This is a genomic window from Thalassospira sp. (assembly GCF_048059015.1).
In the GTDB taxonomy this organism is placed as follows: Bacteria; Pseudomonadota; Alphaproteobacteria; order Rhodospirillales; family Thalassospiraceae; genus Thalassospira.
Genome location: NZ_JBLLNT010000015.1, coordinates 77,647 through 103,749, shown reverse-complemented (window position 1 = coordinate 103,749; position 26,103 = coordinate 77,647). Strand labels below are relative to the sequence as shown.

General features: G+C 53.7%; 20 protein-coding genes and 2 pseudogenes. 13 read left to right on the top strand and 9 right to left on the bottom strand.

All coding sequences use genetic code 11. From position 1 onward, the window contains the following. Nucleotides 1-187: 187 nt before the first annotated feature. The gene (locus ACMZ66_RS18655; RefSeq protein WP_416939512.1) at nt 188-988 is read right to left on the bottom strand and encodes an AraC family transcriptional regulator; all 801 of its coding nucleotides are present in this window, start codon (nt 986-988) and stop codon (nt 188-190) included. A 156-nt stretch (nt 989-1,144) separates the two neighbouring features. Between ACMZ66_RS18655 and ACMZ66_RS18650 the strand changes: the two genes are divergently transcribed. Together ACMZ66_RS18650 and ACMZ66_RS18645 are read left to right on the top strand one after the other, a co-directional pair. Beyond that, nucleotides 1,145-2,428, top strand: coding sequence for an MFS transporter (locus ACMZ66_RS18650; protein ID WP_416939511.1), 1,284 nt, complete (start codon nt 1,145-1,147; stop codon nt 2,426-2,428). 164 nt (nt 2,429-2,592) lie between these two features. Continuing rightward, nucleotides 2,593-4,554 (top strand): bifunctional 2',3'-cyclic-nucleotide 2'-phosphodiesterase/3'-nucleotidase, encoded by a 1,962-nt coding sequence (locus tag ACMZ66_RS18645; protein WP_416939509.1) that lies wholly within the window; start codon nt 2,593-2,595, stop codon nt 4,552-4,554. 103 nt (nt 4,555-4,657) lie between these two features. On the opposite strand, the pseudogene ACMZ66_RS18640 reads toward ACMZ66_RS18645, so the two are convergent. Next, nucleotides 4,658-5,088 (bottom strand): annotated as a pseudogene (locus ACMZ66_RS18640) (GcrA family cell cycle regulator). Nucleotides 5,089-5,287: 199 nt separating this feature from the next. Between ACMZ66_RS18640 and ACMZ66_RS18635 the strand changes: the two are divergent. The 3 genes from ACMZ66_RS18635 (at nt 5,288) to ACMZ66_RS18625 (ending at nt 7,126) form a co-directional block, all read left to right on the top strand. Continuing rightward, entirely contained in the window at nt 5,288-5,950 is a 663-nt protein-coding gene (locus ACMZ66_RS18635) for an NnrU family protein (RefSeq protein WP_416939507.1), read from the top strand. Nucleotides 5,951-6,078: 128 nt separating this feature from the next. Beyond that, nucleotides 6,079-6,540 (top strand): methylmalonyl-CoA mutase, encoded by a 462-nt coding sequence (locus ACMZ66_RS18630; RefSeq protein WP_416939505.1) that lies wholly within the window; start codon nt 6,079-6,081, stop codon nt 6,538-6,540. 103 nt (nt 6,541-6,643) lie between these two features. Continuing rightward, the gene (locus ACMZ66_RS18625) at nt 6,644-7,126 is read left to right on the top strand and encodes a hypothetical protein (protein WP_416939504.1); all 483 of its coding nucleotides are present in this window, start codon (nt 6,644-6,646) and stop codon (nt 7,124-7,126) included. A 64-nt stretch (nt 7,127-7,190) separates the two neighbouring features. Here ACMZ66_RS18625 and ACMZ66_RS18620 read toward each other — a convergent pair whose 3' ends face one another. The 6 genes from ACMZ66_RS18620 to ACMZ66_RS18595 all read right to left on the bottom strand — a co-directional run bounded on the left by ACMZ66_RS18620 (nt 7,191) and on the right by ACMZ66_RS18595 (nt 15,251). Then, a complete protein-coding gene (locus ACMZ66_RS18620; protein ID WP_416939502.1) occupies nt 7,191-8,099 on the bottom strand; it encodes a DUF4743 domain-containing protein in 909 nt (302 codons plus the stop codon). Nucleotides 8,100-8,116: 17 nt separating this feature from the next. Next, entirely contained in the window at nt 8,117-8,443 is a 327-nt protein-coding gene (locus ACMZ66_RS18615; RefSeq protein WP_416939500.1) for a hypothetical protein, read from the bottom strand. 198 nt (nt 8,444-8,641) lie between these two features. Beyond that, nucleotides 8,642-8,764 carry a hypothetical protein gene (locus ACMZ66_RS18610; RefSeq protein WP_416939498.1) on the bottom strand — a complete coding sequence of 41 codons (123 nt, stop codon included), beginning with the start codon at nt 8,762-8,764 and terminating at the stop codon, nt 8,642-8,644. Between the two features lie 221 nt (nt 8,765-8,985). Beyond that, the gene (locus ACMZ66_RS18605; RefSeq protein ID WP_416939496.1) at nt 8,986-11,436 is read right to left on the bottom strand and encodes an EAL domain-containing protein; all 2,451 of its coding nucleotides are present in this window, start codon (nt 11,434-11,436) and stop codon (nt 8,986-8,988) included. Between the two features lie 159 nt (nt 11,437-11,595). Further along, a complete protein-coding gene (locus ACMZ66_RS18600) occupies nt 11,596-14,061 on the bottom strand; it encodes an EAL domain-containing protein (protein WP_416939494.1) in 2,466 nt (821 codons plus the stop codon). 161 nt (nt 14,062-14,222) lie between these two features. Then, nucleotides 14,223-15,251, bottom strand: a complete 1,029-nt coding sequence (locus ACMZ66_RS18595) for a M23 family metallopeptidase (RefSeq protein ID WP_416939492.1) — start codon at nt 15,249-15,251, stop codon at nt 14,223-14,225. A gap of 177 nt (nt 15,252-15,428) precedes the next feature. On the opposite strand from ACMZ66_RS18595, the gene ACMZ66_RS18590 reads away from it, so the two are divergent. Further along, nucleotides 15,429-16,220, top strand: a complete 792-nt coding sequence (locus ACMZ66_RS18590; RefSeq protein WP_416939490.1) for a sterol desaturase family protein — start codon at nt 15,429-15,431, stop codon at nt 16,218-16,220. 10 nt (nt 16,221-16,230) lie between these two features. Here the strand turns inward: ACMZ66_RS18590 and ACMZ66_RS18585 are convergent, their stop codons facing one another. Then, nucleotides 16,231-17,022 carry a class I SAM-dependent methyltransferase gene (locus ACMZ66_RS18585; protein ID WP_416939488.1) on the bottom strand — a complete coding sequence of 264 codons (792 nt, stop codon included), beginning with the start codon at nt 17,020-17,022 and terminating at the stop codon, nt 16,231-16,233. A 269-nt stretch (nt 17,023-17,291) separates the two neighbouring features. Between ACMZ66_RS18585 and ACMZ66_RS18580 the strand changes: the two are divergent. The 7 genes and pseudogenes from ACMZ66_RS18580 to ACMZ66_RS18550 all read left to right on the top strand — a co-directional run bounded on the left by ACMZ66_RS18580 (nt 17,292) and on the right by ACMZ66_RS18550 (nt 26,011). Continuing rightward, a pseudogene (locus ACMZ66_RS18580) lies at nt 17,292-17,728 on the top strand (MaoC family dehydratase). 265 nt (nt 17,729-17,993) lie between these two features. Continuing rightward, complete coding sequence (locus ACMZ66_RS18575) at nt 17,994-18,950, top strand: bifunctional riboflavin kinase/FAD synthetase (protein WP_416939486.1); 957 nt, start codon at nt 17,994-17,996, stop codon at nt 18,948-18,950. Nucleotides 18,951-19,044: 94 nt separating this feature from the next. Continuing rightward, complete coding sequence (gene ileS, locus ACMZ66_RS18570; RefSeq protein ID WP_416939484.1) at nt 19,045-21,885, top strand: isoleucine--tRNA ligase; 2,841 nt, start codon at nt 19,045-19,047, stop codon at nt 21,883-21,885. Nucleotides 21,886-21,952: 67 nt separating this feature from the next. Next, nucleotides 21,953-22,426, top strand: coding sequence for a signal peptidase II (gene lspA, locus ACMZ66_RS18565; RefSeq protein ID WP_416939482.1), 474 nt, complete (start codon nt 21,953-21,955; stop codon nt 22,424-22,426). A 51-nt stretch (nt 22,427-22,477) separates the two neighbouring features. Further along, nucleotides 22,478-23,059 (top strand): DUF3035 domain-containing protein, encoded by a 582-nt coding sequence (locus tag ACMZ66_RS18560; protein WP_416939480.1) that lies wholly within the window; start codon nt 22,478-22,480, stop codon nt 23,057-23,059. A gap of 194 nt (nt 23,060-23,253) precedes the next feature. Then, entirely contained in the window at nt 23,254-24,678 is a 1,425-nt protein-coding gene (locus ACMZ66_RS18555; RefSeq protein ID WP_416939478.1) for a M16 family metallopeptidase, read from the top strand. Between the two features lies 1 nt (nt 24,679). Beyond that, nucleotides 24,680-26,011, top strand: a complete 1,332-nt coding sequence (locus ACMZ66_RS18550) for a M16 family metallopeptidase (protein ID WP_416939476.1) — start codon at nt 24,680-24,682, stop codon at nt 26,009-26,011. Nucleotides 26,012-26,103 lie beyond the last annotated feature (92 nt).

Below are 26,103 nucleotides of genomic sequence, written 5' to 3'. Positions count from 1 at the left end.
GCCGGTCTTTGCTGGTCATCGGACATGATGGTTGAGATCCACAATCTTTGTGCGCAAAACCGCCAGACCTGCCCGACCCATCCAAAGGCCATCAATGGTTATGGATCGGATCCGGAGCCAGACAACGATATCCTTCCGCCGTTGCGCTACTTCCACGATCAATAGCTGAAAGCTGCCACCAATCAGCTTATCGGAAATACCCGCCGGGTGTGCGCCCCGTTGCCTTGCGGAACATGGCAATGAAGGCAGACGGCGTTTCATATCCAAGATCAAGGGCGACTTCGGTTACCGGTCGATCATGCGCCAGCTTCTCCAGCGCATACAGCAATCTTAGTTTTTGCCGCCAATCGCGAAATGGCATGCCTGTGTCACGTTGAAACAGGCGTGCCAATGTCCGGCTTGATGCGCCACAAATCTGTGCCCAGTCATCAAGGGTACGATTATCTGCCGGGTCGCTTTGCAGATGTTCGCAAATCTTGGCAAGGCGACTGTCTTTGGGGGCAGGCAGATGCAGGGTGTCGTGATCAGGAGCTTTGAGCTGATCCAGCAACACCCGGATCAAACGTCCTTCTTCGCCATCTTCGTCATATTCAATCGGGATTTCGGTCGCAGCGCGGATCAGTTCGCGCAAAAGCGGACTGACTTCCAGAACCATGCAACGTCCCGGCAAATTCACCTTAACATCACGGCCTATATAAAGATGGCGCGCACGGGTAAAGCCGGTACAGGTCACTGCGTGCTGAGTATGGGGTGGCACCCATACCGCACGCTGTGGCGGGACAACCCACATGCCAGCTTCGGTCACAACGGTCATGGTGCCTTCAAGCGCATAAAGCAGCTGGTTCCAGTCATGACTGTGTGCCGCCACGTGATAGCCTGCGGGCATGTCACTAACCCGGACATAGACCGCACGCGGCAGTTCCTTGGGCCGTGGCTTGTTGTTGTGATGGATCGGGCGCGCATCAAACGTGTTCAAGATATGGGGCATGGGTGGGGCTAATCCGAAACTGTCCTGATTGCGATATATGTTGGCAGATTAACGTAAGACAGACGGTCATTACAGGTTTAACTTGGTCTCATTCCAAACCAAACCACGTTTTGACAATGGATCCGCCACCAATGCGGCCCTGTCTGGGGAGACAAAATGTCCAAGGAAATCATACCAGAAGCCAGTAATCACGCCGCCCCACTTGGCGATGTGGCTGATGGATCTGCCAACGGTGCCGGGCCCGGCCCGGTTTATAAGGGATGGCGCAATCCCGAAGTCCTTTTGATCGTTATGGCCGCAGCCATGCCGCTGTCCTTTTCGACCTGGATGGCGCTTCTAAACAACTTCTCGGTCGAGATGGCCGACTTTACCGGCCGCGAGATCGGGATATTGCAGTCGCTTCGTGAAGTTCCGGGTTTCCTGGCCTTCACAGCGATTTTCGTACTTCTGGTTCTGCGTGAGCAGACCTTTGCCTTGCTGTCACTTTTGGTGCTGGGAATCGGTGTCGCGATATCGGGCTATTTCCCGACCGTGATCGGGCTTTATTGCACGACGGTCCTGATGTCGATCGGCTTCCATTATTTTGAAACCATGCAACAGGCGCTGTCCTTGCAATGGGTGAAAAAGGAACGCACCGCCCTTGTGATGGGCAAGCAGCTTTCGGCCAAGTCGGTTTCGTCACTTGTGATGTTTGGCATCGTTTGGGTGATGCTTGAAGTGTTCAGCGTTGAGTACCGCTATGTCTATCTGTTTGGTGGTGCCTTGACGGTTCTGGCGGCCCTGTTTGTTTGGGGGGCTTTCCCGAAATTTGCCGATGCCCATCCGCAAACCAAAAAGCTGATCTTGCGCAAACGCTATTGGCTTTATTACGCGCTGACCTTCATGAGCGGTGCGCGCCGTCAGATTTTCACAGTCTTCGCCGGCTTCCTGATGGTGGAGAAGTTCGGTTATGACGCGGCAACCATCACGCTTCTTTATCTTCTGAACCACGCGATCAATATGGTGCTGGCACCCAAGATCGGCAAACTGATTGGCAAATGGGGTGAACGCCGTGCGCTGACCTTTGAATATATCGGTCTGTTTATCGTGTTCGTGTCTTACGCCTTTGTCGAAAACCATATTCTGGCCGGTGGTCTTTATGTGGTCGACCATCTGTTCTTTGCCATGGCGATTGCGATCAAAACCTATTTCCAGAAGATCGCCGATCCGGCGGATATCTCCTCGACCGCGGGGGTCAGCTTTACCATCAACCATATTGCGGCTGTCTTTATACCGGCGGCATTTGGATTGCTGTGGCTGGTATCGCCAAGTGCAGTCTTCCTTGCAGGGGCGGCGATGGCGTTCGTGTCACTGGTTCTTGCGCTTAATGTTCCGACCGATCCGGAACCGGGCAACGAGGTCGTACGCGGGTATAAATCACCGGCCCTGAACCCGGCCTGAGCCACCAAAAACCTGACGGAATAGTTCAAGTCTGGAAACGCCTGCAGGGGACTGCGGGCGTTTCTGTTTGTATTTGCCTTATCTTTTTCGCAAAATCTTCAAAACCTGACCATGTGAACAGGATTAAAGTCCTCAGGTTTAATGCGTATACAGGGAAAAGACTCATGGCATTTATTCATAACAAGGGCGCAAGGCTACTTGGGCTGTCATTGACGCTGGCACTTGCCAGCGGTACGGCACTGGCTGACAGCACGGTATCGCTGCGCATCCTCGAGACAACCGATATCCACACCCACCTGGTCAGTTACGACTATTACCGCGATGGCGAGTCTGACACTGTTGGCCTTGCAAAGGTCGCGACCCTTCTGAAAACCGCGCGCGGCGAAGCCAAAAACGTTGTCTTTGTCGATAACGGTGACCTGATCCAGGGCAATCCGCTTGGCGATTACATGGCCAAGGAGCGCGGTCTTAAGGACGGCGAAACCCACCCGGTCTTCAAGGCGATGAACCTTCTTGGCTATGACGCGGCCAATATCGGGAACCATGAGTTTAACTATGGTCTGGAATTCCTTGGCAAGACGCTTGCCGGTGCGAATTTCCCCTATGTCAGTGCCAACGTTTTTATCGATGATGGTGATGGCAACGCTGAAAACGACAAACCGTATTTCGAACCCTATGTCATTCTTGATCGCGAATTTGTCGACACCGATGGTAAATCGCACAAGGCAAAGGTTGGCGTGATCGGGTTCGTTCCCCCGCAGATCATGCAGTGGGACAAGGCCAACCTTGAAGGAAAGGTGATCTCAAAAGACATCGTCGAGATGGCCGAGAAATACGTCCCGGAAATGCGTGAAAAGGGTGCCGATATTGTTATCGCCGTTCCGCATTCGGGTATTTCGACCATGGCGCGCAACGGCATGGAAGAAAACGCGACCTATTACCTGTCCAAGGTTGATGGCATTGACGCGATCCTGTTTGGTCATGCGCATACCGTCTTCCCGTCCGAAGCCTTTTCCGAGCTTGAAGGTGTTGATCTGGCCAAGGGTACCATCAATGGCGTTGCAGCTGTCATGCCGGGCTTCTGGGGCAGTCATCTGGGTGTGATTGACCTGACGCTAAATGTCTCCGATGCCGGTGAATGGAGTGTTGTTGACAGCCTGTCCGAAGCGCGTGCGATTTATCAGCGCGAAGGTCGCACTGTGACCCCGCTGGTCGAAGCCGATCCGGAAATCATCGCAGCGGTTAAGGAAGAACATGAAGGCACCATCGCCTATATGCGCGAAGGTGTCGGTACGACATCTGCGCCAATCAACAGCTTCTTTGCGTTGGTGGCAGATGATCCGTCGATCCAGATCGTGACCAATTCGCAGAAATGGTATCTTGAGAAGATCCTGAACGGATCTGAATATGATGGCATTCCGATCCTCTCGGCTGGTGCACCGTTCAAGGCCGGTGGTCGCGGTGGCCCGGACTATTTCACCGACATCCCGGAAGGCAAGATCGCGCTTAAGAACGTTGCCGATCTTTATATCTATCCGAACACGGTACGTGCGGTGTTGCTCAATGGTGATCAGGTGCGTGAATGGCTTGAAATGTCAGCAGGCCAGTTCAATCAGATTGACCCGAACAGCAACGAAGAACAGGTTCTGATCAATCCGGAATTCCCGACCTATAACTATGACGTGATTGATGGTGTGACCTATCAGATCGATGTCACCAAACCGGCCCGCTATAACAAGGCTGGTGAAGTGGTCAATGCTGATAGCCACCGTATCGTCAATCTGTCGTTCGAGGGCAAACCGGTTTCAGCCGATCAGCAGTTCGTGGTCGCGACCAATAACTATCGCGCCAGTGGCGGTGGCAATTTCCCGGGTCTAGATGGTTCGACCATCATTGTCGAGGCACCTGATGAAAACCGCACGGTTCTGGCGAACTATATCCTGACGGAAAAGGAAATTGATCCGAAGGCCGATGGCAACTGGACCTTTGCCCCGATTGGCGAAGCATCCAAGGTGACCTTTGTGACCAGCCCGAAGGCATCGTCTGCGGCCAATGCGCCAGACAATATCAGCTTTGTCGGTGAAGATCAGGACGGCTTTGCGCAATATGTACTGCAAAGCAAATAAGCCATCCGGGCTTTGACCCATCAAACGAAAAAGCCGCCCGGTAAAAGGGGCGGCTTTTTTAATGTCATCATCTGATCAAGGCCAGTGGCCAAGGGGATGATGGTTATTTCTTTGCTGCGGCCTGCGGACCTTTGCCACCCTGCTGTGCGGGCGGATTGTCTTCACGCGGGTTCTTGCCGTTCAGGTAAGCCTGCGCGCAATGCTCATCACAGTACGGCTTGCTCGGAACGATTTTCTTGCCACAGAAGTGGAAGTCATCATCGCCCGGATCGCCAAACGGCCAACGGCACATGCCCGGACCAAGATCAAAGATCGTGATGCCTTTGGTCTGCTGCTTGGGTGCCGGCGCTTTTTCTGCTCAGCTTCCTCTGCACGACGCTGAATCGGCGAGGGACGCTTGGGCAGGCCGAGGCGGTGTGCCTTGCCAACGACGGCATTTTTGCCAACGCCCAGTTCTTCACCGATGCGTGCCGTGGTCCAGCCCTGATTCCAGAGCGAGGTCAGCAATTCAATCTTTTCCGGCGTCCAGCTCATTTCGAGTATATTCCGTGTTCCGTTGTCTGCCGGACGGATTTTCCGTCGACAGTTGCTTATTGTCCGATGTCAAACAGGGATACAGAGGTATCCGCTAATATCACGTAACGCAAGGGTCTTGGAGATTCGCACCCTGACCGGCTTGCGGGAACAGCGCAATTTGCATGTTGAAGCGGCAATGTAAAGAGGGGATCGCATTTTGGTCTGGTTTTTCATCTCGGTGGCAGTTTTCTTGGGCGGTCACATTGTTCCGGGCTTGTTACGTGGCCCGATTGTCGCGCGGGTTGGATACCGATCCTATGTCATTGGCTTCTCGGTCCTTTCCACAGTGCTGTTTGGCTGGGTGATCCATGAAGTACTGGTTGCGGAGTCGTTTTGGCTTTGGGACTACCATCCATGGCAGGCAAAGCTTCTTGTGATTGTCATGTTGCCAGCATGTATTTTGTGGGCCTGTGCCATTCTTCAACCCTGTCCGGTGTCAATTGGCCGAAGAACCGGCTTCGATCCGGCCAATCCGGGGATCAATCGATTTTGCCGACATCCGTTGCTTTTGGGCATGTTGCTGTGGGGAACTGGCCATGTGATCGCCAACGGGGACGCGGTTGCGGTGATGTTCTTTGGTGGTAGTGCGCTTTTCGCCCTGATCGGGTTCTGGCGGATGGAGAAAATCCGTCTGCGTGATATTCCCGAAACCGAGCAAGCGGCGATTTTGGCCGGGACTCGACGGTTTGCGCCAGCTGCCTTGTTGAAGGGCGCCATTGGCATCCGCGATCTTGTCGTCGGGGTGATCATATATGTCGTGATCTTGGGCGGGCATGGCCATGTGATTGGCGTCAATCCGCTTGAAATGGCGGGTTGGTAGATCCGTTTAATCGCTAAACTTGCCAGTGCAGGTTTTGGCAGGGATACTGTCGGGGTTGGTGTATCGCAACGATATGCATGCCCGATCCACTGTGTTGGACAGTGGCGAGCGAAATCAAGCGAGGTATCATGACTTCACCCCAACTCGCGACCAATCTGGCGAGATTTGCCGAAATGGAAGGCCGCCATCCGCGCCTTTTGCTGGCGACAGCATCAAGCGAAGAAGACGCCCATCATAAACATGTCGCGACCCTGTTTGCCGATGGGGGCTTTGACGTTGATGTCGCTCCCAAGCATTCAGACGCGCAATCGATTGCCCGTCAGGTGGTTGATTGTGATGCGGATATGCTGGTTTTGATCCGAACGTCTTTGACGTCGACAGACCGTGTGAGTGTCGCCGATCTTATTTCCGCCCTTGATGCAATGGATGCGGAATATGTGAAGTTCGGCATTGTTGGTAATGCCGATGACCCGGCACGCAGCAATGTCGATTTCGTCTGCGATCTTGAGCATCTCGAAACAGCGGATTGCGAAGCGCTGATTGCCTATATTCTGGCAGTTGAAGAAAGCAGGGTCGCACAACATATTTAAATCATTGCTAAATCGCGTGCGCCCCAAGGGCAATGATTTAGAAACCCTTTAAGTGCATATTAGTTGTTCCCGATCACGGGGCATTTAATCTAGGGACGAGTAGATGGGATTGCTCAAGGAAACATTGATGCGCGTCTTTGTCGGCAAGAAGGGCCGGGATGCCATTCGTGCCTATAGCGATGCTCAATCCTTGCAAACCCGTGATCGTGCAACTGCCGAACAAACCGCTGCCCAGGCCCGTCAGGCCCGCCGCATCGAAGACCGTGCTCTTGCCCATCAGGACGAAGGCATGTCGCTTGAAGAAGCCCGTGCATTGGCTTTGGCGGAAACCCTGACCGAACAGGCTGACGCACCGCATACTGAAATCATGAAGGCGCTGAATGCTGCCGATGCAAAGCTTGGCAAAAAGAAAAGCAAAGTCGCCACGCCCGAAGATGAACGTCGCCAGGAACTGATCAATGAGGCGGTCAAGGCATTGCGTAACAAGCAAAGCGATCTGGATAAACTTGATCCTGATCTGCGCGCCAAGCTGACGGTGATGGCGGTTGGTGCCTTGATGGGCGGGCCAAATACCCCGCGCCAGTAACCAACGTCTGGGACTGCAATCGCGCTTATGAAGCACCGATCCAATTTGGGCCGGTGCTTTTGTTTTATGGGTTCAACTGCCGATGAAGGCCCGCGACCAGTTCACAATAGCTGGGCTCGTTATCAGCTGTCAGGTGACCATGACGGATCAGGAAGTCGATCACGACAAGCGCGCAGTTGAATTTAAAGGTAAATCCGCTGCGGACGATTTCGGCGACCTCGGCAATCGGCATCAGTTCAAATCGTTCGACTTCGCCATCTGCACAGGTTGGTAAGAACTCAGCAGGCAGTTCGAGATCGAAATTGACCATCACGTCGGGTTTCAGCCCTTCGTCGGTTTCATACAGATATGAAATGGCACCGATTGGCGTGAGGTTTTGCGCGATGTCTTCTGGGATGCCTGCTTCTTCGCCGCATTCCTTGATCATGTTTTCGCGAAAACCAAGTCCGGTCGGTTGGCCACCTGCCACCATGTTATCAAGCATGCCGGGATAGGTCGGTTTGTTCTTTGATCGATGGGCAATCCAAATGTGAATGCCATCTGCCTTGCGCACAAACCCGTTCATATGCACGCCCCAGGATCGGCAACCGAAATAGGGCATGGCAAATCGATCAAGCTGACAAAGCGGTTCATCGGCCAGACGGTTGCGGATATCAAATTTCTCGCCGTGCAATTGGCGGATGACACCCTGATCACGCAAAGCCGTGGTTGCGGCAATCAGGGTGTCATTACGTTGCTCGGACGTCTTGATATGCGCGCCAAATCCATATTCGCCATTTTCGTCACGCACAAAATCCGAACCCAGCCCGATCAGGGCCGTTGCGAATTCCGATCGAAGGGCACCGACAGGCACGTCGTCGATGCGAAACCGGGCATAGCGAGAAAGGTTGGCGTTATTGCAGGCGTGGATATGGTCGAGATAGGCCAATTCAAACTCCGTTTGGACAAAGGTGCGTCGGCTTTGACCGATCACACCGATTTCCCAACAGCCTACGCACTAAGTGCCGAGTTTGAATAGCCTTTTTCCGAGGTCAGAACCGTATTTACATGAACGACCTGACGCAGGCAGCGGGCGATATGTTCGGCCACCTTGGTCTCAAGCTGTTGAACCTGAATGTCGATTTGTAATTCTTCAAAGCCGTGATTGCCGTCTGCCACCGTAGAATGCCAGCTGGCCGGGACAAGGTTGCGCTTGGCAAAAAGCTCAAGCACGCGGGGCATCACATCGGGCTCTGCCGCGGCGTGAACGGAAAAACAATATACGGATTTGGTCGGCTGCGCGTCATGTTGGGACGCAGCAAATGCATGATTGGTCATGACAATGCTCACAGAAATTCAGTGCATCAAATAGGCGAACAGGTACGTCCCGGTGTCCTTAGACAACCGGGCAAATAATTCGCGTAATGATGACCGAAAGAATGCTGTAATGCGTCATGTGTCAGATGAATGAAAAGGCTGTCTCAGAACCGTGTGGTTTGAAAGGGGAATACAGATGTAAGCGAAAGAAGGACTGGATCAGAGAACCAGTAGCGATGCAACCAGGGCCACAATGGTACCGGCAAACAGGATTTCCATCGAACGGGCAATCTGCTGTTCACGAGCAACGGCGATAGCAACGGCTTTGCGCTTATTCATCATGTTTTACTCCGTCTTCTGACAGGTAGTGGCAAAGTGCCCAACCGGGCACCTGTCAAATATATGCAGGCAAAAGGGCGCGATACAAGGCTTCTGATTCAAAAAACGTCAAAAAACTTTCAACCTCGTGGAAAAGGTCGCTTTTTTCTTACCCGTTTCGTCACAAATCAGGATCGGGCTACGTATTCGCCCGGATCACGGATGCACTTTGGGCCAAGACAGCCTTAAACAGTTTCAAATCCACTGTCCCAATTCGCTGGTTTGCGCGGGGTTTCCTGCGGTTTTGTCGCCATGGTCGTCGGGTTGACGATATGGCCATAGTCACTGATCGGGCGCGGATGACCGTATTTGTACCCCTGCACCGACCGGCAATCATGATCGTTTAAGAACGTTGCCTGCTCATCGGTTTCAACGCCTTCGGCAATGACATCAAGTGCGAGGTCGCGGCTCAGATTGATCACCGCGCGGACAATCGCGCTTGCCTGTTCATTACCGATCAGTTTGGCAACAAAGGACTGGTCAATCTTGATGCGATCGACCGGGAAGTTTTGAAGCGTTGCCAGCGATGAATAGCCGGTCCCAAAATCATCCATGGCAATCCGAACACCAAGTTTCTTGATGTCTGACAAGATTTTCATGGATCGTGCCGGATTGTGAATAAGGGCGGTTTCGGTCACTTCCAGCTCAAGCCGGTTCGGATCAAGCCCGGTTTCAGCAAGGATCTCTGCCACGGTTTCTGGCAGTTCATGTTTTTGCAGCTGCACAGCCGACAGGTTCACACCAATGCCCAGCGGATTTTTCCATTTGGCAGCCTCAAAACAGGCGGTGCGCAGAACCCATTCACCAAGTGGCACGATCAGGCCGGTTTCCTCTGCAATCGGGATGAAACGGCCGGGCGGGATGCTGCCCATTTCCGGATCGGTCCAGCGCAGAAGTGCTTCAAAGGAGCGGACTTCGCGATCATCGGTCTGGCATTGCGGCTGGTAATAAAGTTCAAGCTGGCCGTTATCCATCGCATTACGCAGGTTCGAAGACAGCTGGCGTTTAAACCGGTATTCCTCGTCCATTTCTGACGAATAAAACACCATATCATTGCCGCCCGATTGCTTGACGCGATACATGGCAAGATCAGCGTGGAACAGAATGCTTTCGGCGTCACTGCCATCTTCCGGATAATGGGCAATGCCAATACTGGCCGACAGCTTCGCGCGGTTTTCATGATTGATGAAAATCGGGATCGCAACACTATCAAGGATCTGCTGGGCTACTTCCTGCGAACGGGCAATGGCCTGTTTCAAATCGGCCCGGTTTTGATGATGCAGCAGGACAACAAACTCATCGCCGCCAACGCGCGCAATCGTGACTTCGTCTGATGTCAGCTGCCCCAGACGTTCACCAAGTTCACGCAGCGCATGGTCACCGGCGATGTGCCCAAAGCTGTCATTTAGTTCCTTGAAGTGATCGAAATCGATGCACATCACGGTGACCGGAATGCCGGTCTCATCTGATTCTTCTAGGGCCTCGCCCAGACGATCATTAAAAGTCGTGCGGTTCAAAAGCTGGGTAAGGGAATCATGTTCGGCCAGGAAGCGGATATGTTTTTCCGCCGCATAACGTTCACGAAGGTCACGCAAACCATAAATGATCGTGTCGTCGGAAAACTCGTCTGCGGGAATTTCGCGACGAATGACTTCGACGGGAAGCTCGCCCGCGTCTTTGAGGGTAAGTGCCGTCTCAACATAACTGATTTCGCCCGCCTGAAATGCTGGCGGGGTATCGGGCAGCCATTCGGTCAGGAAATCCTGATTGATTAGGTCAGCATGTTCAACGCCAGCAAGCTTCAGGAAGCTTTCATTGGCATCAACGATCCGGCCATTTTCGGTCAATACCAACGCCTCAATCGCGGAATCGCCCAGAATACGCATACGGTTGCTGACATGATCGCGCATCTGGCGATCAACCATGGCGGTGACAAAGCCAATGGCGATCAAAAGGGCGGCGACAACAGCCACACCGACAGCCAAGTATTCTTGCGAAATCAGCTGTGCCGGCACCGGTACAGTCGGATCAGGTGTGATGATCAAGGCACCCATCGCACTGAAATGCATGGTGGCAACGGCAATGGTCAGGGCGACTTTGCCCTTAAGCTTGTCACGTTCGGTGCGAGCAGACCCAGCCAGTCCAAGCGATATCATCCCGAACACTGCGCCCATCAGGATGGCACTGATCACAATGCTCATATCCCAGCTGATGATGCCCGGGACACTCATGGCCGACATGCCAGTGAAATGCATCGCTGAAATGCCAAGCCCGACTATCAGGCCGCCAACCAGACGCGATAGCAAAAGGTTGGGGCCGGCGACCGATGCAATGGCAAAGCCAACCGTGGTAGCCGCAATCGCAATCAAAAGGGAAACAGCGGTCAGGGCTGGCTCATAGCCAACTGGAAGGATCGGGTCATAGGCCAGCATGGCGATGAAATGCGTCGCCCAAATACCACCACCTGTGACAACACCGGTCAGGAACAACCAGGATATGCGTTGGCGCAGTCGGCCGATGCAGGCACGCGCGTATAAATTGAATGCAGTATGAATGCCGCCCAATCCAATCAGGAGGGCAACGATCACCAGCAACAGGTCGTGCTGGTTGGCTAGGCAGTCATAAATTCTGTACATTCTCGTGCCGATTATTTGATTTTTTACAATAGTTACAGTGACTATTGTAATTTTCTAATGTGATTTTAGTTTGTAGATGTCGCTATTGGCAAATCAATTTCAGTTGCAGTGCCAAGACAATTGCGGTCGTCGCAACCCATGGTGAAACGTCTGAAATGGTTATGCAGTTTTACCGCGTCGAACATCCCCAACCGGTTCAGTACGATTTGCGATCGCGCCCGGATCAATCAGGCAAACGGAATTGCTCATGTCTTCTGGCAGGTCGACGAGAAACTGCATGGCGGCAATTGGTGACGGCCGACCAAATTCATACCCCTGTAGTTCATCGCATTTTTCGGCACTCAAAAATTCAATCTGTTGCAGGGTTTCAACCCCCTCGGCGATGACATCAATATCAAGATCGCGGCTTAGCCGAACCAGTGCGCGGACGATCGATGTCGCTTGATCCTGTTTGCCGATGTTGGACGTAAAGCTTTGATCGATCTTCAGCCGGTCAACCGGGAAGGTGCGCAGATTTGAAAGCGATGAATAACCGGTGCCGAAATCATCAAGGGCGATTTTTACACCCAGCTGCTTGATCGCCTGGAGGACATAAAGCGACTGCGTCGGGTTGGTCATCATTGCGGTTTCGGTAATTTCAAGTTCCAGCCTGTCGGCCGGCAACCCGCCATCGCGCAGCGCATCGGAAATCGTTTCAACGATGTTGGACTGTTGCAGCTGCACGGTTGAAATATTCACCGCAATCCGAAGCGGGTTGCGCCAGCTTGCAGCCTGTGCACAGGCGGTGCGCAATATCCATTCACCCAGTTCAACGATTTGGCCGGTTTCCTCGGCAATCGGGATAAAGCGTGATGGCGGGACAAAGCCAAACTTTGACGATTGCCAGCGCACCAAGGCCTCAAAACCCACCACCGTGCCATCAACGGTTTTGCATTGCGGCTGGTAATAAAGTTCGAATTCGCGGTTGCGGATCGCGTCACTCATAGCGCGGATGATCTGACGATGTTCGACATAATCGGCATGAAGATCGGCTGCAAAGAACACGACATCATTGCCGCCATATTGCTTGGCGCGCTGCTGGGCCAGTTCGGCATTACTCAGCAATTCTTCATGGTCCGTCGCATCGGTCGGATACATGGCAATGCCCATGCTGATCGATGGCTGAATGACTTGCTTGTCCTTAAGCAGGATCGGCTGGGTCAGAACGGCATGCAGTTGGCTTGCAAGATGCTCTGACAGGGTGCGGTGATCTTCGCGCGGCTCAAATTGAATGGCGCAGGAAAACTGATTGGATGTCAGACGTCCTGCCGTGATGCGACCGGTTTCAAAGTCCCGCAGCCTTTCGCCCAGAATGCGCAACATATGATCGCCATTCGGATGGCCAAAGGATTGGTTCAAGTCGCGGAACCGGTCAATATCAACTGAGATGATGGTCAGGCGCGTTGACATGAACTTCGCCTTGGTCAGGATCACCTGTATCTGGTTCAGGTAGGTTACCCGGTTCAACACACCAGTCAGCGGATCATGTTCGGCCAGATACTGAATATGGGCTTCGGCATTGTTGCGTTCACGCAAATCACGGATCGCATAGACGGTGGTGAGTTCGTCATCAGTTGTATTGTGCCTTTGACGGCGAATGATCTCGACCGGGATGGTTTCGTGATCATTCAGGTTAAGGATGGTTTCGGCATAGGCGGATTCACGCTTTTCAAATGCGCGGTCATGATCAGGCAGCCAGGTTGTCAGGAAGTCATGGCCAATCACGTCGTCAAAACTTTTGCCGACCAAATCAAGGAAGCTGCCATTTGTGTTGATGATCTTGCCGCCCCGCGTGATCACAAGACCTTCGATGGCCGTATCGCTGATCATGCGCAGTTCATTTTCTGACTCTGCGCGCAGCTGCTTTTCAATCACCCCGGTGATTAATCCGGCCCCCAAAACCAGAAGGGTGACCGAGGTGACCGCAATCGCAAGTGACTTCTGCGAGATCAGCGCACTTGGCACCTCAATTCGCGGATCAGGATCAATTATGACCGAGCCCATAGCGGTAAAGTGAAGGGCGACGATGGCGGCTGCCAAAGTCAGTCCCCCAAGGATTTTCTGTTTGCGCGTTCGACAATCGCCTGCGGCAACCAATGCCACCATCGCAAGTCCGACACCAAGGATAATGGATGCAATCGCAAGGTCTGGCATCCAGCTGACAGTGCCCGCAACCCTGAGGCCAGCCATGCCCGTGTAATGCATCGCGGAAATACCAAGTCCCAGAAATCCGCCGCCCACCGCACGGAAGGCAACAACATGGCTGCGTGAAAGGCCAGCAATGGCAAAGCCAACACCGGATGCGCAAATCGCAACGAACAGGGACAGTACCGTATAGCCTGGCTCATATGCTTCGGGCCCGCCATAATCATAGGCCAGCATGGCAACGAAATGGGTTGCCCAAATGCCAATGCCGGTTGCAAGGCCGCTCAGAAACAGCCAATTGATGCGTTTGGTCAGGCCACCATGAAGGGATCGCTCATACAGCCGAATGGCCGTGAGCAAGGCAAACCCGCAAAGAAAGATCGCCAACGCGACCAGCCAAGGGTCGTGATATGTGGTCAGGCAATAGATCACGCGATCCATTAGACGCTCCGATTGCCTTAACGACACATATGGCGCCACTCCCGAAAGTGCACCAAAAGGTCATGTTTGCATCTGCGCGGGTTGTCACATCCCGCGCGGTCAGATCTGACTGTTGTTCCCCCAGCCAGTCTGATTAGATATGGGAACGTGATCTCGAGATGTCACCTGATGGTCAAATCGGTCTCGCCGATCTTGCGCGGTGCTTCGCCCGGACGGGTAAAAGTGATCTCGCCGTGATAGATGCCAGCCGGCCACCGATCACCGGGGCGATCCATATTGATGAAGAACCATTTTGCCCGCGGGCCTGCATCGTTGGGCAGATCGATGGCGAAATCGCGATGGCCACCTTTGCCGCTTGGTGTCTGAAGGCTCATGCGGATTACATCGCCGTCATTCGCGCCAATCAGATAGGCCCAGAAATAAAGCCCCGGGCTGGTGTTGGGCAGTTCCATGTCCTTGCCATAGCCGCGTTTAAGGTCCGAAGCATTGGGACGTGCCATGGAAAATCCATGCCCATAAAGCGTGATTTCCTTGTAGTTCAACTGCGCACGCGCGTTCTGTGACCAAAGGGCTGCGTTATCCACGCTGCAATCGCCCTGATTGCTGGATCCCATGGCCGTACCGCTAAACGGATCGACCAGTTGTCCATCCTTGCGCAGGTTGAAATGCAGATGCGGGAAAGTTGCCTGCCCCGACATGCCAATGCGGGCAATCACCTGACCACGGCTGACCCGGTCGCCGTTTTTCACCGCAACCCAGCCACGGCGCAGATGGCAATACTGGCTCTGCCAACCATCATCATGATCGATCAGAATGCCGTTGCCGCATTCAATGCCTTCCAGGCTGTCTTTGGAAATGCGGCCTGAATCGATGTCTTCAACCCCTTCGCGCAACGCGACAACCGTGCCATCAGCAATCGATCGAACACTGACACCCTCAAGCATGGTTGCTTCATCCGGGATGGAAAAATCCGTGCCGCGATGGCCGTCATACGTTGTCGTGCCACAGGCAAAATCGCGGATCTGCGGGCCCGGATCATGATCGACATAATGCACGATATCGCAGGTATTGTTGGCGCAATCGATCGGCAGATCAAAGGGCGGGCCATCGGCATGGGCCATACCGCCAAAGGACAGGGTTGCGAACACGGAAAGGGCAAGTGTCCGAAAGCGTCCTGATGGGTGCGGCATGTTTCCTCCGATATCCAATTCACTGCGGTCAATGGGCGTGCGATTTGCGGTTTCACCTCTTATCTAACATAAAGGTGATATACCCGCGAGCCGCAAGATATTGTTTGTACATGTGATTATCCGCTATCAGTTCAAGGTGACTTGAACCGCATTGCCCAACCCGTCAGGCAGGATGAAATGGATCAGAACGGATTGCTTCGATTGATGATCTTTGCCGCCATCTTGGCGGTGATGGCGCTTTGGGAAGCGGTGGCACCCTATCGGCCCAAGGAAGTTGTGCGTCGTCCGATGCGCTGGCTGACCAATTTCGGGTTGCTTCTGGCCAGTGCGGCCTTGGCGCGCTTCACCGTTGGCGCGGTCATGATCGCAACTGCGATCTGGGCCACGGAACAGGGATGGGGGCTTAGCAACCTAGTTGGTTTGCCGCCGATCCTGGCGGGATTGATCACGATTGTGGTGCTGGACTGCGCGATCTATTGGCAGCACCGTCTGGCGCATATGATCCCGATCCTGTGGCGGTTCCATCGGGTGCATCACTGTGATGTTGAATTTGATGTCACGACGGCGGTTCGCTTCCACCCGATCGAGATCGTTGCATCCGCCCTTTATAAATCCTTCTTCGTCCTTTTGATTGGGGCCGATCCGTGGGCGGTGGTGATTTATGAAAGCATGCTAAGCGGCTTTGCGCTTTTCAATCACGGCAATGTTCATCTGCCAAAGGGGCTGGATCGCGCATTGCGCAAACTGATCGTCACGCCCGACATGCACCGGGTGCATCATTCAAGCGTGATGGCGGAAACCAACAGCAACTATGGAAACATCCTGTCGATCTGGGATCGGCTGTTTGTCAGCTATGTCGATCAGACCAAAACCAATGATCATGACATGCAGATCGGTCTTGAAGAGTTTCGCGATAAAAGCAGCCAAAGCCTTTTGGGGGTTCTTTGGTTGCCATTCCGACAACCTTGACCAAGCCCGATCAGACTGGAACAACCCCGCGGACAGCAAGTGCTGATGCCACAAGTGATCGTCTGCCATTTGGCTTGCCACCCAAATAGGCCCGCATGGTGGCTTGTTGTACTTCGTGGGCAAGATCGGCCGGAAGGTTGCCAAAGAAGTGGCGGATCAGGCTGTGCGCGCCCATCAGGGACTGCCAGTAATCATCGAAATCAATGAAGTCCATGCGAACGGCAATGGTGGAAGTGTCGACTTCTTCCAATCCGGCTTCTGATAGCAGATCAAACAGGTCATCTTCATTCTGGTATGGAATGTCAAAGACCTTGGCACGAAGGTCTTCCCCCTCCTGACCTGCGACAATCGCAGCCACATCCAAAAACAGCCGGATAAATGGCAAACCGCCAACGCGGTCCCAAACCGATGCGGCAATACGGCCATTACCACGCGTGACACGCACCATTTCACTAACCGCACCAGCCGGGCCTTCAAGGTCATTTAAAAGCAGCTGTGAAAAGGCGCTGTCAAAGCTGTCGTCTGTAAAGGGAAGGGCGGTGGCGTCCCCGGTTTCAAACCGCACATTGGGCGCAGAGCTTCGCAAAGCATCGGTCAGATAATCAGGCATCAGATCAATGCCCACGATATCGGCGTTCGGATAACGGGTTGCTGCGGCAAGTGTGAGGCTTCCTGTCCCGCAACCAACATCAATCAGCGCCCCGCAAGACTGAGCTGCGACAAAATCAAGGAAACTGCGCGATAAACGGCGGCTCCACCGGCCCATAGCGATTTCATAGGTGTCGGCAATTGTCGCGTTCATCTTGTCTGTTCCCTCAAGCAGTAGCCGGTTTGTCGGCCTTTTTGTCTTTGAATTGGTCAGCTTGATCATTTTGATCAATCCGACAAGTCTTTGATATGTCGCCAATTTCGTTAATTGCAAGACAGGTTGTTGCACCTATTCGACGAAATAAGGATTGCTCATTTCCAAATTTGCGCAATAAAATTACAAATGCTGCGATGCAAAATTAACCATAAGCGCGAAAACGCGTTGGTCCAAATGGATCAAGACAGGCAAGGAAGCCAGAGGAAATGACAGAGAATAACGGACTGCAAGGGCTGTATCTCGAAGATCTCGAGATCGGCATGCTGCAAGCTACGGCAAAACCGTGACCGAAACCGATATCGTCATGTTTGCCGGGCTATCGGGCGATACCAACCCGGTTCACCTTAATCAGGAATATGCCGAAACCACCATGTTCGAGGGCCGCATTGCCCATGGCATGCTGTCGGCCGGTTTCATTTCAACCGTTCTGGGCACGCGCCTGCCGGGCCCGGGTACGATTTATCTGTCTCAAAACCTGCAATTCAAAGCACCGGTGCGCATTGGCGATACCGTAACAGCCAAGGTTGTCGTGCGCGAAATCATTGCCGCGAAAAAACGCGCCATTTTGGAAACCAACTGCTATGTCGGCGATCGTTGTGTGATTTCCGGTGAAGCAACCGTAATGGTTCCAAGCCGCGGCTAAGTTCTGTTGTGGGCGGGGCAAGGTGTATAAAGGTTACCTTGTCCGGTCATGCGCAGAATTGGCGGTGCGACACTTAATTTACTGGCAATCACTGCGCCGGTCAGAATGTCGGTTCGCACAGCAGGCATCAGCCATGCGTGGGCCAAGCGTGCTTTTTTGTCGGAAAAGTCTTTACGCTGCACGGTTGCGCCCTTTATAGCTGCCTGCTGGATTTGCCGATAGAAGGTCGGCGAAGTGGTAAAGCAGCAAAGAGAGACCGGCGCGAATGCGCGTTTTTCGATCTTTTGAAAACCTGACCGATGATGCGCGCGGCGCCGTAGTGGCGATCGGCAATTTTGACGGTCTGCATCTGGGGCATCAGACGCTTCTGGATCAGGCCCGTGAAATTGCGCGCGATCTTGGTGCACCGCTTGCGATACTGACCTTTGAACCGCATCCGCGCATGCTGTTTCGTGCTGATGATCCGCCGTTCCGTCTGTCATCTGCCGAAGACCGTCAAACTGCTGCTGGCAGCATTGATATCGACCTTTTTTATGAGGCCGAGTTTAATCGCGACTTTGCTGCCATGACCGCCGAAGAATTCATCAAACGGGTTCTGGTTGACGGCCTTGGTGCCAAGCATGTCGTTGTTGGCTGGGATTTCTGCTTTGGCAAGGGGCGTGCGGGCGATGTTGATCTGCTGCGTGCGATTGGTGAAAAATCCGGTTTTGGTGTCACTGCCGTCAGTGCCGTGACCCATGATAATGGCGTGATTTATTCATCGACCGCAATCCGTCAGGCATTGCGCGATGGCCGCCCGCAGGATGCATCGCATTTGCTGGGGCGTCCTTGGGAAATTGCCGGGGTCGTTGCCCATGGTGATGCCCGTGGACGGACGATCGGTTTTCCGACGGCCAATGTTGCCTTGGGCGATCATTTGCGTCCCAAATTTGGCGTTTATGCCATCGAACTTGGATTGATTTCGAAGGATGATGGCGAAACCGTCGAACGTTGGGTGCATGGAGTCGCCAATATTGGTGTGCGGCCAAGCTTTGGTGGCGATGATGACGCCGGGCTTGAAGCACACCTGTTTGACTTCGATCAGGACATCTATGATCGCCGCGTTCGTGTGCGTCTGCACGGCTTTATCCGCGGGGAACAGAAGTTCGACGGGCTTGATGCGCTAAAGGCGCAGATTGCCGCCGATGTCATTGCTGCCAAAGAGATTCTCGGCAAGATTTGAATTTGTCGACGAACCCGCTATGATCCGCGCGCTTTTTCGCGAGTTCACCGGGGGTTCGCCCTTTTAATTTGTTCAAGACCACAGGACCGTCACGATGAGTGTCGAATATAAAAAGACCGTTATCCTGCCCAAGACCGATTTCCCGATGCGGGCGGGTTTGCCAAAGATGGAGCCCACCCTGCTTGAGCAGTGGAAGAAAGAGGATCTCTACGGCAAAATTCGCGGTATTTCGGCTGATCGTGAAATGTTTGTCCTGCATGATGGCCCTCCCTATGCGAACGGCCACCTGCATATTGGTCATGCGCTGAACAAGATCCTTAAAGACGTGATCACCCGTTCCCAGCAAATGATGGGCAAGAACGCTGTTTACGTTCCGGGTTGGGATTGCCACGGCCTTCCGATTGAATGGAAGATCGAAGAGCAATACCGTGCGAAGGGCAAGAACAAGGACGATGTTCCGATTGCCGAGTTCCGCAAGGAATGCCGCGAGTTTGCTCAGAAGTGGCTTGATGTTCAGCGCGAAGAGTTTAAACGCCTTGGCGTGATGGGTGACTGGGACAACCCCTATGTCACTATGGATTACAAGGCAGAAGCCTCTATCGCCCGTGAACTTGGCAAATTCCTGATGAACGGTTCGCTCTATATGGGCTCCAAACCGGTCATGTGGTCGGTGGTTGAGAAAACCGCCCTTGCCGAGGCGGAAGTCGAATATCACGACCATACATCCAAAACGATCCATGTGCGTTTCCCGGTCACCGAGACCAAGGTTGATGCGCTTAAAGACGCAACCATCGTGATCTGGACCACTACCCCTTGGACCATCCCGGGCAACCGTGCGATTTCCTATGGGGCGGAGATCGAATATTCCGTCATCGAAGTCACTGAAACGGCTGAAGAAGCCTGGGCGACCGTTGGCGAGAAAATGGCTGTTTGTACCGATCTTGTTGAAGATCTCTGCAAGAACGGTCGTATCACCGGTCATAAAGTTGTTGGTACCTTCAAGGGGGCTGAACTTGAAGGCACGCTTGCGGCTCACCCGTTCCGTGGTCAGGGTTATGACTTTGACGTGCCGCTTCTCGCTGCTGATTACGTCACGACCGATACCGGTACCGGCTTTGTCCATACCGCACCGACCCATGGTCCGGACGATTACCAGACCGGTTTGAAATACGGTCTTGAAGTTCCGGAAATGATCGATGGTGACGGTGCCTATTATCCGACCGTTCCGATGTTCTCGGGCAAGCGCGTTTATGATGAAAACGGCAAGGAAGGTGATGCGAACGAAGCGGTCATTGCCAAGCTGATCGAAACCGGCACCCTCCTGTCGCGCGGTCGTCTGAAGCACTCCTATCCGTGCTCCTGGCGTTCCAAAGCGCCGATCATTTACCGCACCACGCCGCAGTGGTTCATCTCCATGCAGGACAACGACCTGCGTGAAAAGGCGCTTAAGGCGATTGATGAAACCCGCTTTGTGCCGGAAGGTGGTCGCAACCGTCTGCATTCCATGATCGCCAACCGTCCGGACTGGTGCGTATCGCGTCAGCGCGCATGGGGTGTTCCGATCACGGTCTTTATCGATAAAAACACCCGTCAGCCGCTGCGCGATCAGGGCGTTCTGGACCGCGTGTACGAAGCCTTCTGCGCAGAAGGTGCCGATGCATGGTTTACCCGCGATCCGCAGGAATTCCTTGGCGACAAATACGATGCTAATGACTTCGAACAGGTCACCGACGTTCTTGACGTCTGGTTTGATTCTGGTTCGACCCACGCATTCGTGCTTGAAGAGCGCCAGGACCTGAAATGGCCGGCTGACCTGTACCTTGAAGGATCGGATCAGCATCGCGGATGGTTCCACAGCTCGCTGCTTGAATCTTGTGGTACGCGCGGTCGTGCACCGTATGAAGCGGTTCTGACCCACGGCTTCGTGCTTGATGGTGATGGCCGCAAGATGTCCAAATCGCTTGGCAACGTCATTGCGCCGAACGATGTGATCGACAAGCTTGGTGCCGATATCCTGCGTCTTTGGGTGGTGAGCTCGGATTATCATGATGATCTGCGCATCAGCCATGAAATCATCCAACGTCACTCGGACATCTATCGTCGCCTGCGGAACACGCTGCGCTTCCTGTTGGGTAACCTTGATGGCCTCAACGAAGCTGAAAAAGTTGCTGATAACGAGCTTCCGGAACTGGAACGCTGGGTCCTGCATCGTCTGAGTAACCTCGATGATCTGGTGCGCAAGACGACTGCGGAATATGACTTCCACACCATGTTCATCGAACTGCACAACTTCTGTGCGCTCGACATGTCGGCCTTCTATCTTGATATCCGCAAGGACGCGCTTTATTGCGACGCGCCAAGCAGCCTGCGCCGTCGTGCGGCACGTACCGTTATGGATCGCGTGTTTGATTGCCTGGTTCGCTGGTTGGCGCCGGTTCTTTGCTTTACCGCAGATGAAGCATGGCGTGCACGTTATGGTGCGGACAGCTCGGTTCATTACGAAACCTTCAACACGGTTTCGGATGGCTGGAAGGACGAAGCACTGGCTGCGAAATGGGCCAAGATCCGCAAGCTCCGTCGTGTTGTCACTGGTGCGCTTGAACTTGAACGTGCCGAGAAACGCATTGGCGCAAGCCTTGATGCGGCACCTAAGGTTTATGCGGCGGCTGAATATGTCGAAGCGCTTAACGGCCTTAATCTTGCCGAAATCGCCATTACATCTGACATCGAACTGATCACGGGTGATGCACCAGAAGGTGCCTATACCCTTGATGATGTTTCGGGCGTTGGCGTTGTTTCTGCACTGGCAGAAGGTGATAAATGTGAACGTTGCTGGCAGACCCTTCCAGAGGTCGGCAGCCACGCAGAACATAAAACCGTCTGTAACCGTTGTGCAGATGCCGTTGACGAAATGGGAATTGCGGCTGCCGAATAAGGCAGCTTGCGACTGGTAGGGGCCCGTTACTTGCGGGCCCGTTACCGGCAAGCCAGAAAGAGTGTTGATGAAACATCGTGCCTTTGTGCTGGGTCTGATCGTTATTGCGGTCGTGTTTGGCGTGGACCAATGGACCAAAGCACTTGCCATTGATGGCTTGTCCAATCCGTTTCGCGTGATTGAAGTCACGCCTTTCATGAACTTTGTTCTGGCCTGGAACCCGGGTGTGTCGTTTGGCCTGTTTCAGGGACAGGCACCTTGGGTGATGATTGCGGTGACGGCTGCAATCACAATCGGCTTTGGTGTCTGGATGTGGCGCACGCGCGATGCGATGCTGCGTCTGGCATTGGCCTTTATCGTTGGCGGGGCCATCGGTAACCTTGTTGATCGTTTGCGCCACGGCGCTGTGACCGACTTCATTGATCTTCATGTTGCCGGTTATCACTGGCCGGTATTCAATGTGGCGGACAGCGCAATTACAGTTGGTGCTGCGCTACTGTTGATCGATTCCCTTTTTGGCGGTAAAAAATCAGCACGATAATGTTTGATGGGTATTACCTGATACCTGTCCTGATGTGTGTAAGAGGCGGAAATGGCCCGGAAACTGACAACCAATCTGTTTAAAATTGCGCTTTTGGGTGGACTTGCCCTTGGTGTTTCCGGTTGCGAATCAACGCGTGAAACCTTTGGGCTGAACAAACAGTCCCCGGACGAGTTCGCTGTTGTCTCGCGTGCACCGCTCAGCCTGCCGCCTGATTTTACTCTTCGTGTTCCAGAACCCGGTGCGGCCCGTCCGCAGACCGGTTCGACCACTGATCAGGCACGCCGCATTCTGGTTGGCGATGATCCGAATGCTGTAAAACGCGACATCACCGAAGGATCGCGTAGCCGCGGTCAGGTTGCTCTGCTGTCGGCATCGGGGGCGCAATATGCCGATCCGGAAATCCGCAACACGGTGGATCGTGAGACATCGATCTTTATTTCCGAAAGCGAAGGCGTGATTGACGATCTTCTGTTCTGGCAGGACAAGCCGGAATTCGGTTCCGTCGTTGATCCGACCGCAGAAGCAAAACGTATCCGTGACCAGCAGGCCCTTGGCGATAGTGCGGCTGGCGGGGAAGCAACGCCGGTGATCGAACGCAAGCAAAAAGGCTGGCTGGAAGATATCTTCTAAGCCGATATTTGCTGCGCGATAAGACGCACGAAAATTTGATGAATTTCAACAAGGGCGCGGACATTCCGCGCCCTTGTTCTGTCATATTCGGTTCTTAAGAAATTCCTGTTCGATATCTGTCACCTTGCGCATCAAGACCGATATCGCAGCAAGTTCTTTGCACCACCATGCCTGACCTGGAATGGGACGCCACAATGAGAATTCCGAAACTATCGACATCAATGATCCGCGATCATGCGCTGGCCATCTGGCTTGCGGCCGTGACCGTGACGTTGAGCCCCGCTTTGGCAACTGCTGCTGTCTTCAGCCCGCAAACGGCCACCCTTGATAACGGTATGCAGGTCGTGCTGGTGGAAAATCACCGCGCACCGGTCGTGACCCACATGGTCTGGTACAAGGTCGGATCAGCCGACGAGCCACAAGGTGTGTCGGGTATCGCCCATTTTCTTGAACATCTGATGTTTAAGGGCACCAACGATATCGCCCCGGGTGACTTTTCCAAGATCGTTGCGCGCAATGGCGGCAATGACAATGCCTTCACGACTTGGGATACCACGGGTTACTTCCAGAACATTGCCCGTGATCGTCTTGATCTGGTGATGAAGATGGAAGCCGATCGCATGACCAATCTTCAGCTGAGCGACGATGTCGTCCTGCCCGAACGTGATGTGATTATTGAAGAACGCCGTTCGCGGATCGATAACAATCCCGGTGCGCTTCTGGGCGAACAAATCCGTGCATCTCTATACATGGCTCATCCCTATGGCCGCTCGATCATTGGTTGGCTGAACGAGATGGAGCAGCTTTCAACCGAAGACGCCCTTGAATTCTATCGCCATTGGTATGCGCCCAATAACGCGATCCTGGTTGTCGCGGGTGACATTACCATGGACGAGCTGATGCCATTGGCCGAGAAATATTATGGTGTCATCCCGCGCGGCAAGGAAATGACGCGCAACCGGGTAAAGGAGCCGACCCAACATGCTCCGCGCAAAGTCACCATGCATGATCCGCGCGTCGGCCAAGCTTCCATGACGCGCTATTACCTTGCACCATCTTATAACAGCGACAATGCGGCCGATGCCGCCCCGCTCCAGGTGCTTAGCGAAATCATTGGATCGGGCACCACCAGCCGTTTCTTCAAGTCGCTTGTGGTGGATCAGTCCATCGCATCGAGTGTCGGGACGTTCTACGACCCGGTTGCGGTCGATTTGGCGAGTTTTGGGGTTTACGGCGTACCGCGCGATGATGTGGAGCTTGCTGATCTCGAAGCAGCGATTGATGCCCAGATCGAAGACGTGATTGCCAATGGCGTGACCGAGGATGAACTTGCCCTTGCCAAGCAACGGCTTCTCGATAGTGCGGTCTTTGCACGCGCATCGCTTTCGGCTGGTGCGCGTGTTTTGGGTAAATCATTGGCTGTGGGGCTAAGTGTCGATCAAGTCGAAAGCTGGCCGGATCGTATTTCGGCTGTGACGGTTGATCAGGTCAATGACGCTGCCAAGCGCGTCTTTGATGACAAGAAGTCCGTGACCGGCTGGTTGATGCCACCCAAGGACGGACCGGTGACGGGCCGTGGCGCTGCCATCCCACTAGATACCGGCGGGGGAGTACATTGATATGAACCATCTCATGAAAACGGTTGCCGGGATTGCGTTTGCGTCTGTCACGATGCTTGGTTTGGCAAACCCGGCCAAGGCGGTTGAAGTTCAGGAAGTCGTTTCTGATGGCGGCATTCGCGCCTGGCTGATCGAAGATCACCTCAACCCGCTGATCACGATGGATATGACCTTTGTCGGTGCAGGGGCTTCGACCGATCCGGCGGACAAGCTTGGTCTTGCCAATATGGTGTCTGGCCTGATTGACGAAGGGGCTGGCGAGATGGATAGCCAGACCTTCCGCGGTGAAATGGAAAACCGGTCGATCAGCCTGTCCTTTGATGCCGGGCGCGATGATTTTTCCGGTGCGTTGACCATGTTGACGCGTGAAACCGATACCGGCATTGATCTGTTGCGTTTGGCGCTTTCAGAACCGCGTTTTGATAATGAGGCGGTGGAACGTATCCGGTCGCAAATCATTGCCGGGCTAAAGCGTGCAGAAAATGATCCGGGCGATATCGCCAGCAGAACTTTCTTTACGTCAATCTTTGGCGACCATCCCTATGCCCGACCGGTGTCAGGTACCTTTGAAACCGTTGGCAGTTTGAACGCCACTGATTTTCGTGGCTTTGTTAACCGCGCTTTTGCCAAAGACAATCTTATTATCGGTGTGGCGGGCGACATCACGGCCAAGGAACTTGGTCCGCTCCTTGACGAGGCCTTTGGTCATTTGCCGGACAAAAGTGATCTTCCAACCATCCCGGCTGCCAAGCCGAGTTTTGGCAAAGTCGACATTGTCGAACAGGACATGCCACAAAGTCAGGCGATCTGGGGGCAGAAGGGCATTGATCGTCATGATCCCGATTTCTATGCCGCCTATGTGATGAACTACATTCTGGGCGGTGGCGGGTTCTCGTCACGTCTGACCGAAGAAGTCCGTGAGAAGCGCGGCCTTGCTTATGGCGTTTATAGCTATCTTGCCAATCTGGATCATGCCGATCTGATGATGGGTGGGGTCGCGACACGCAATGACGCAATTGGTCAAAGCTTGTCTCTGGTCTCGGATGAATGGACCAAGATGAAAGAACGCGGTGTCAGTCAGGAAGAACTCGATAACGCCAAATCTTATCTGACCGGTGCCTTCCCGCTGCGCTTTACCAGCCTTGGCAATCTTTCAGGCATGTTGGTGGGGATGCAGAAAGAAGACCTTGGCACGGATTTCCTTGATCGCCGCAACAGCCTTGTTGAAGCCGTCACGCTTGAAGACGTCAATCGGGTCGCGGGCGAACTGATGGATCCTGACAATGTCACGCTAACAGTCGTCGGTAAGCCCGAAGGCGAATTGGCGTTCTAGAAATCAAGTGTCGACTAAAAAGTTGCAAAGCGCGGTGAAAGGGATTTCGCCGCGCTTTGTGCTTTGATAGGTTCAACCCAACCAAGATCAAC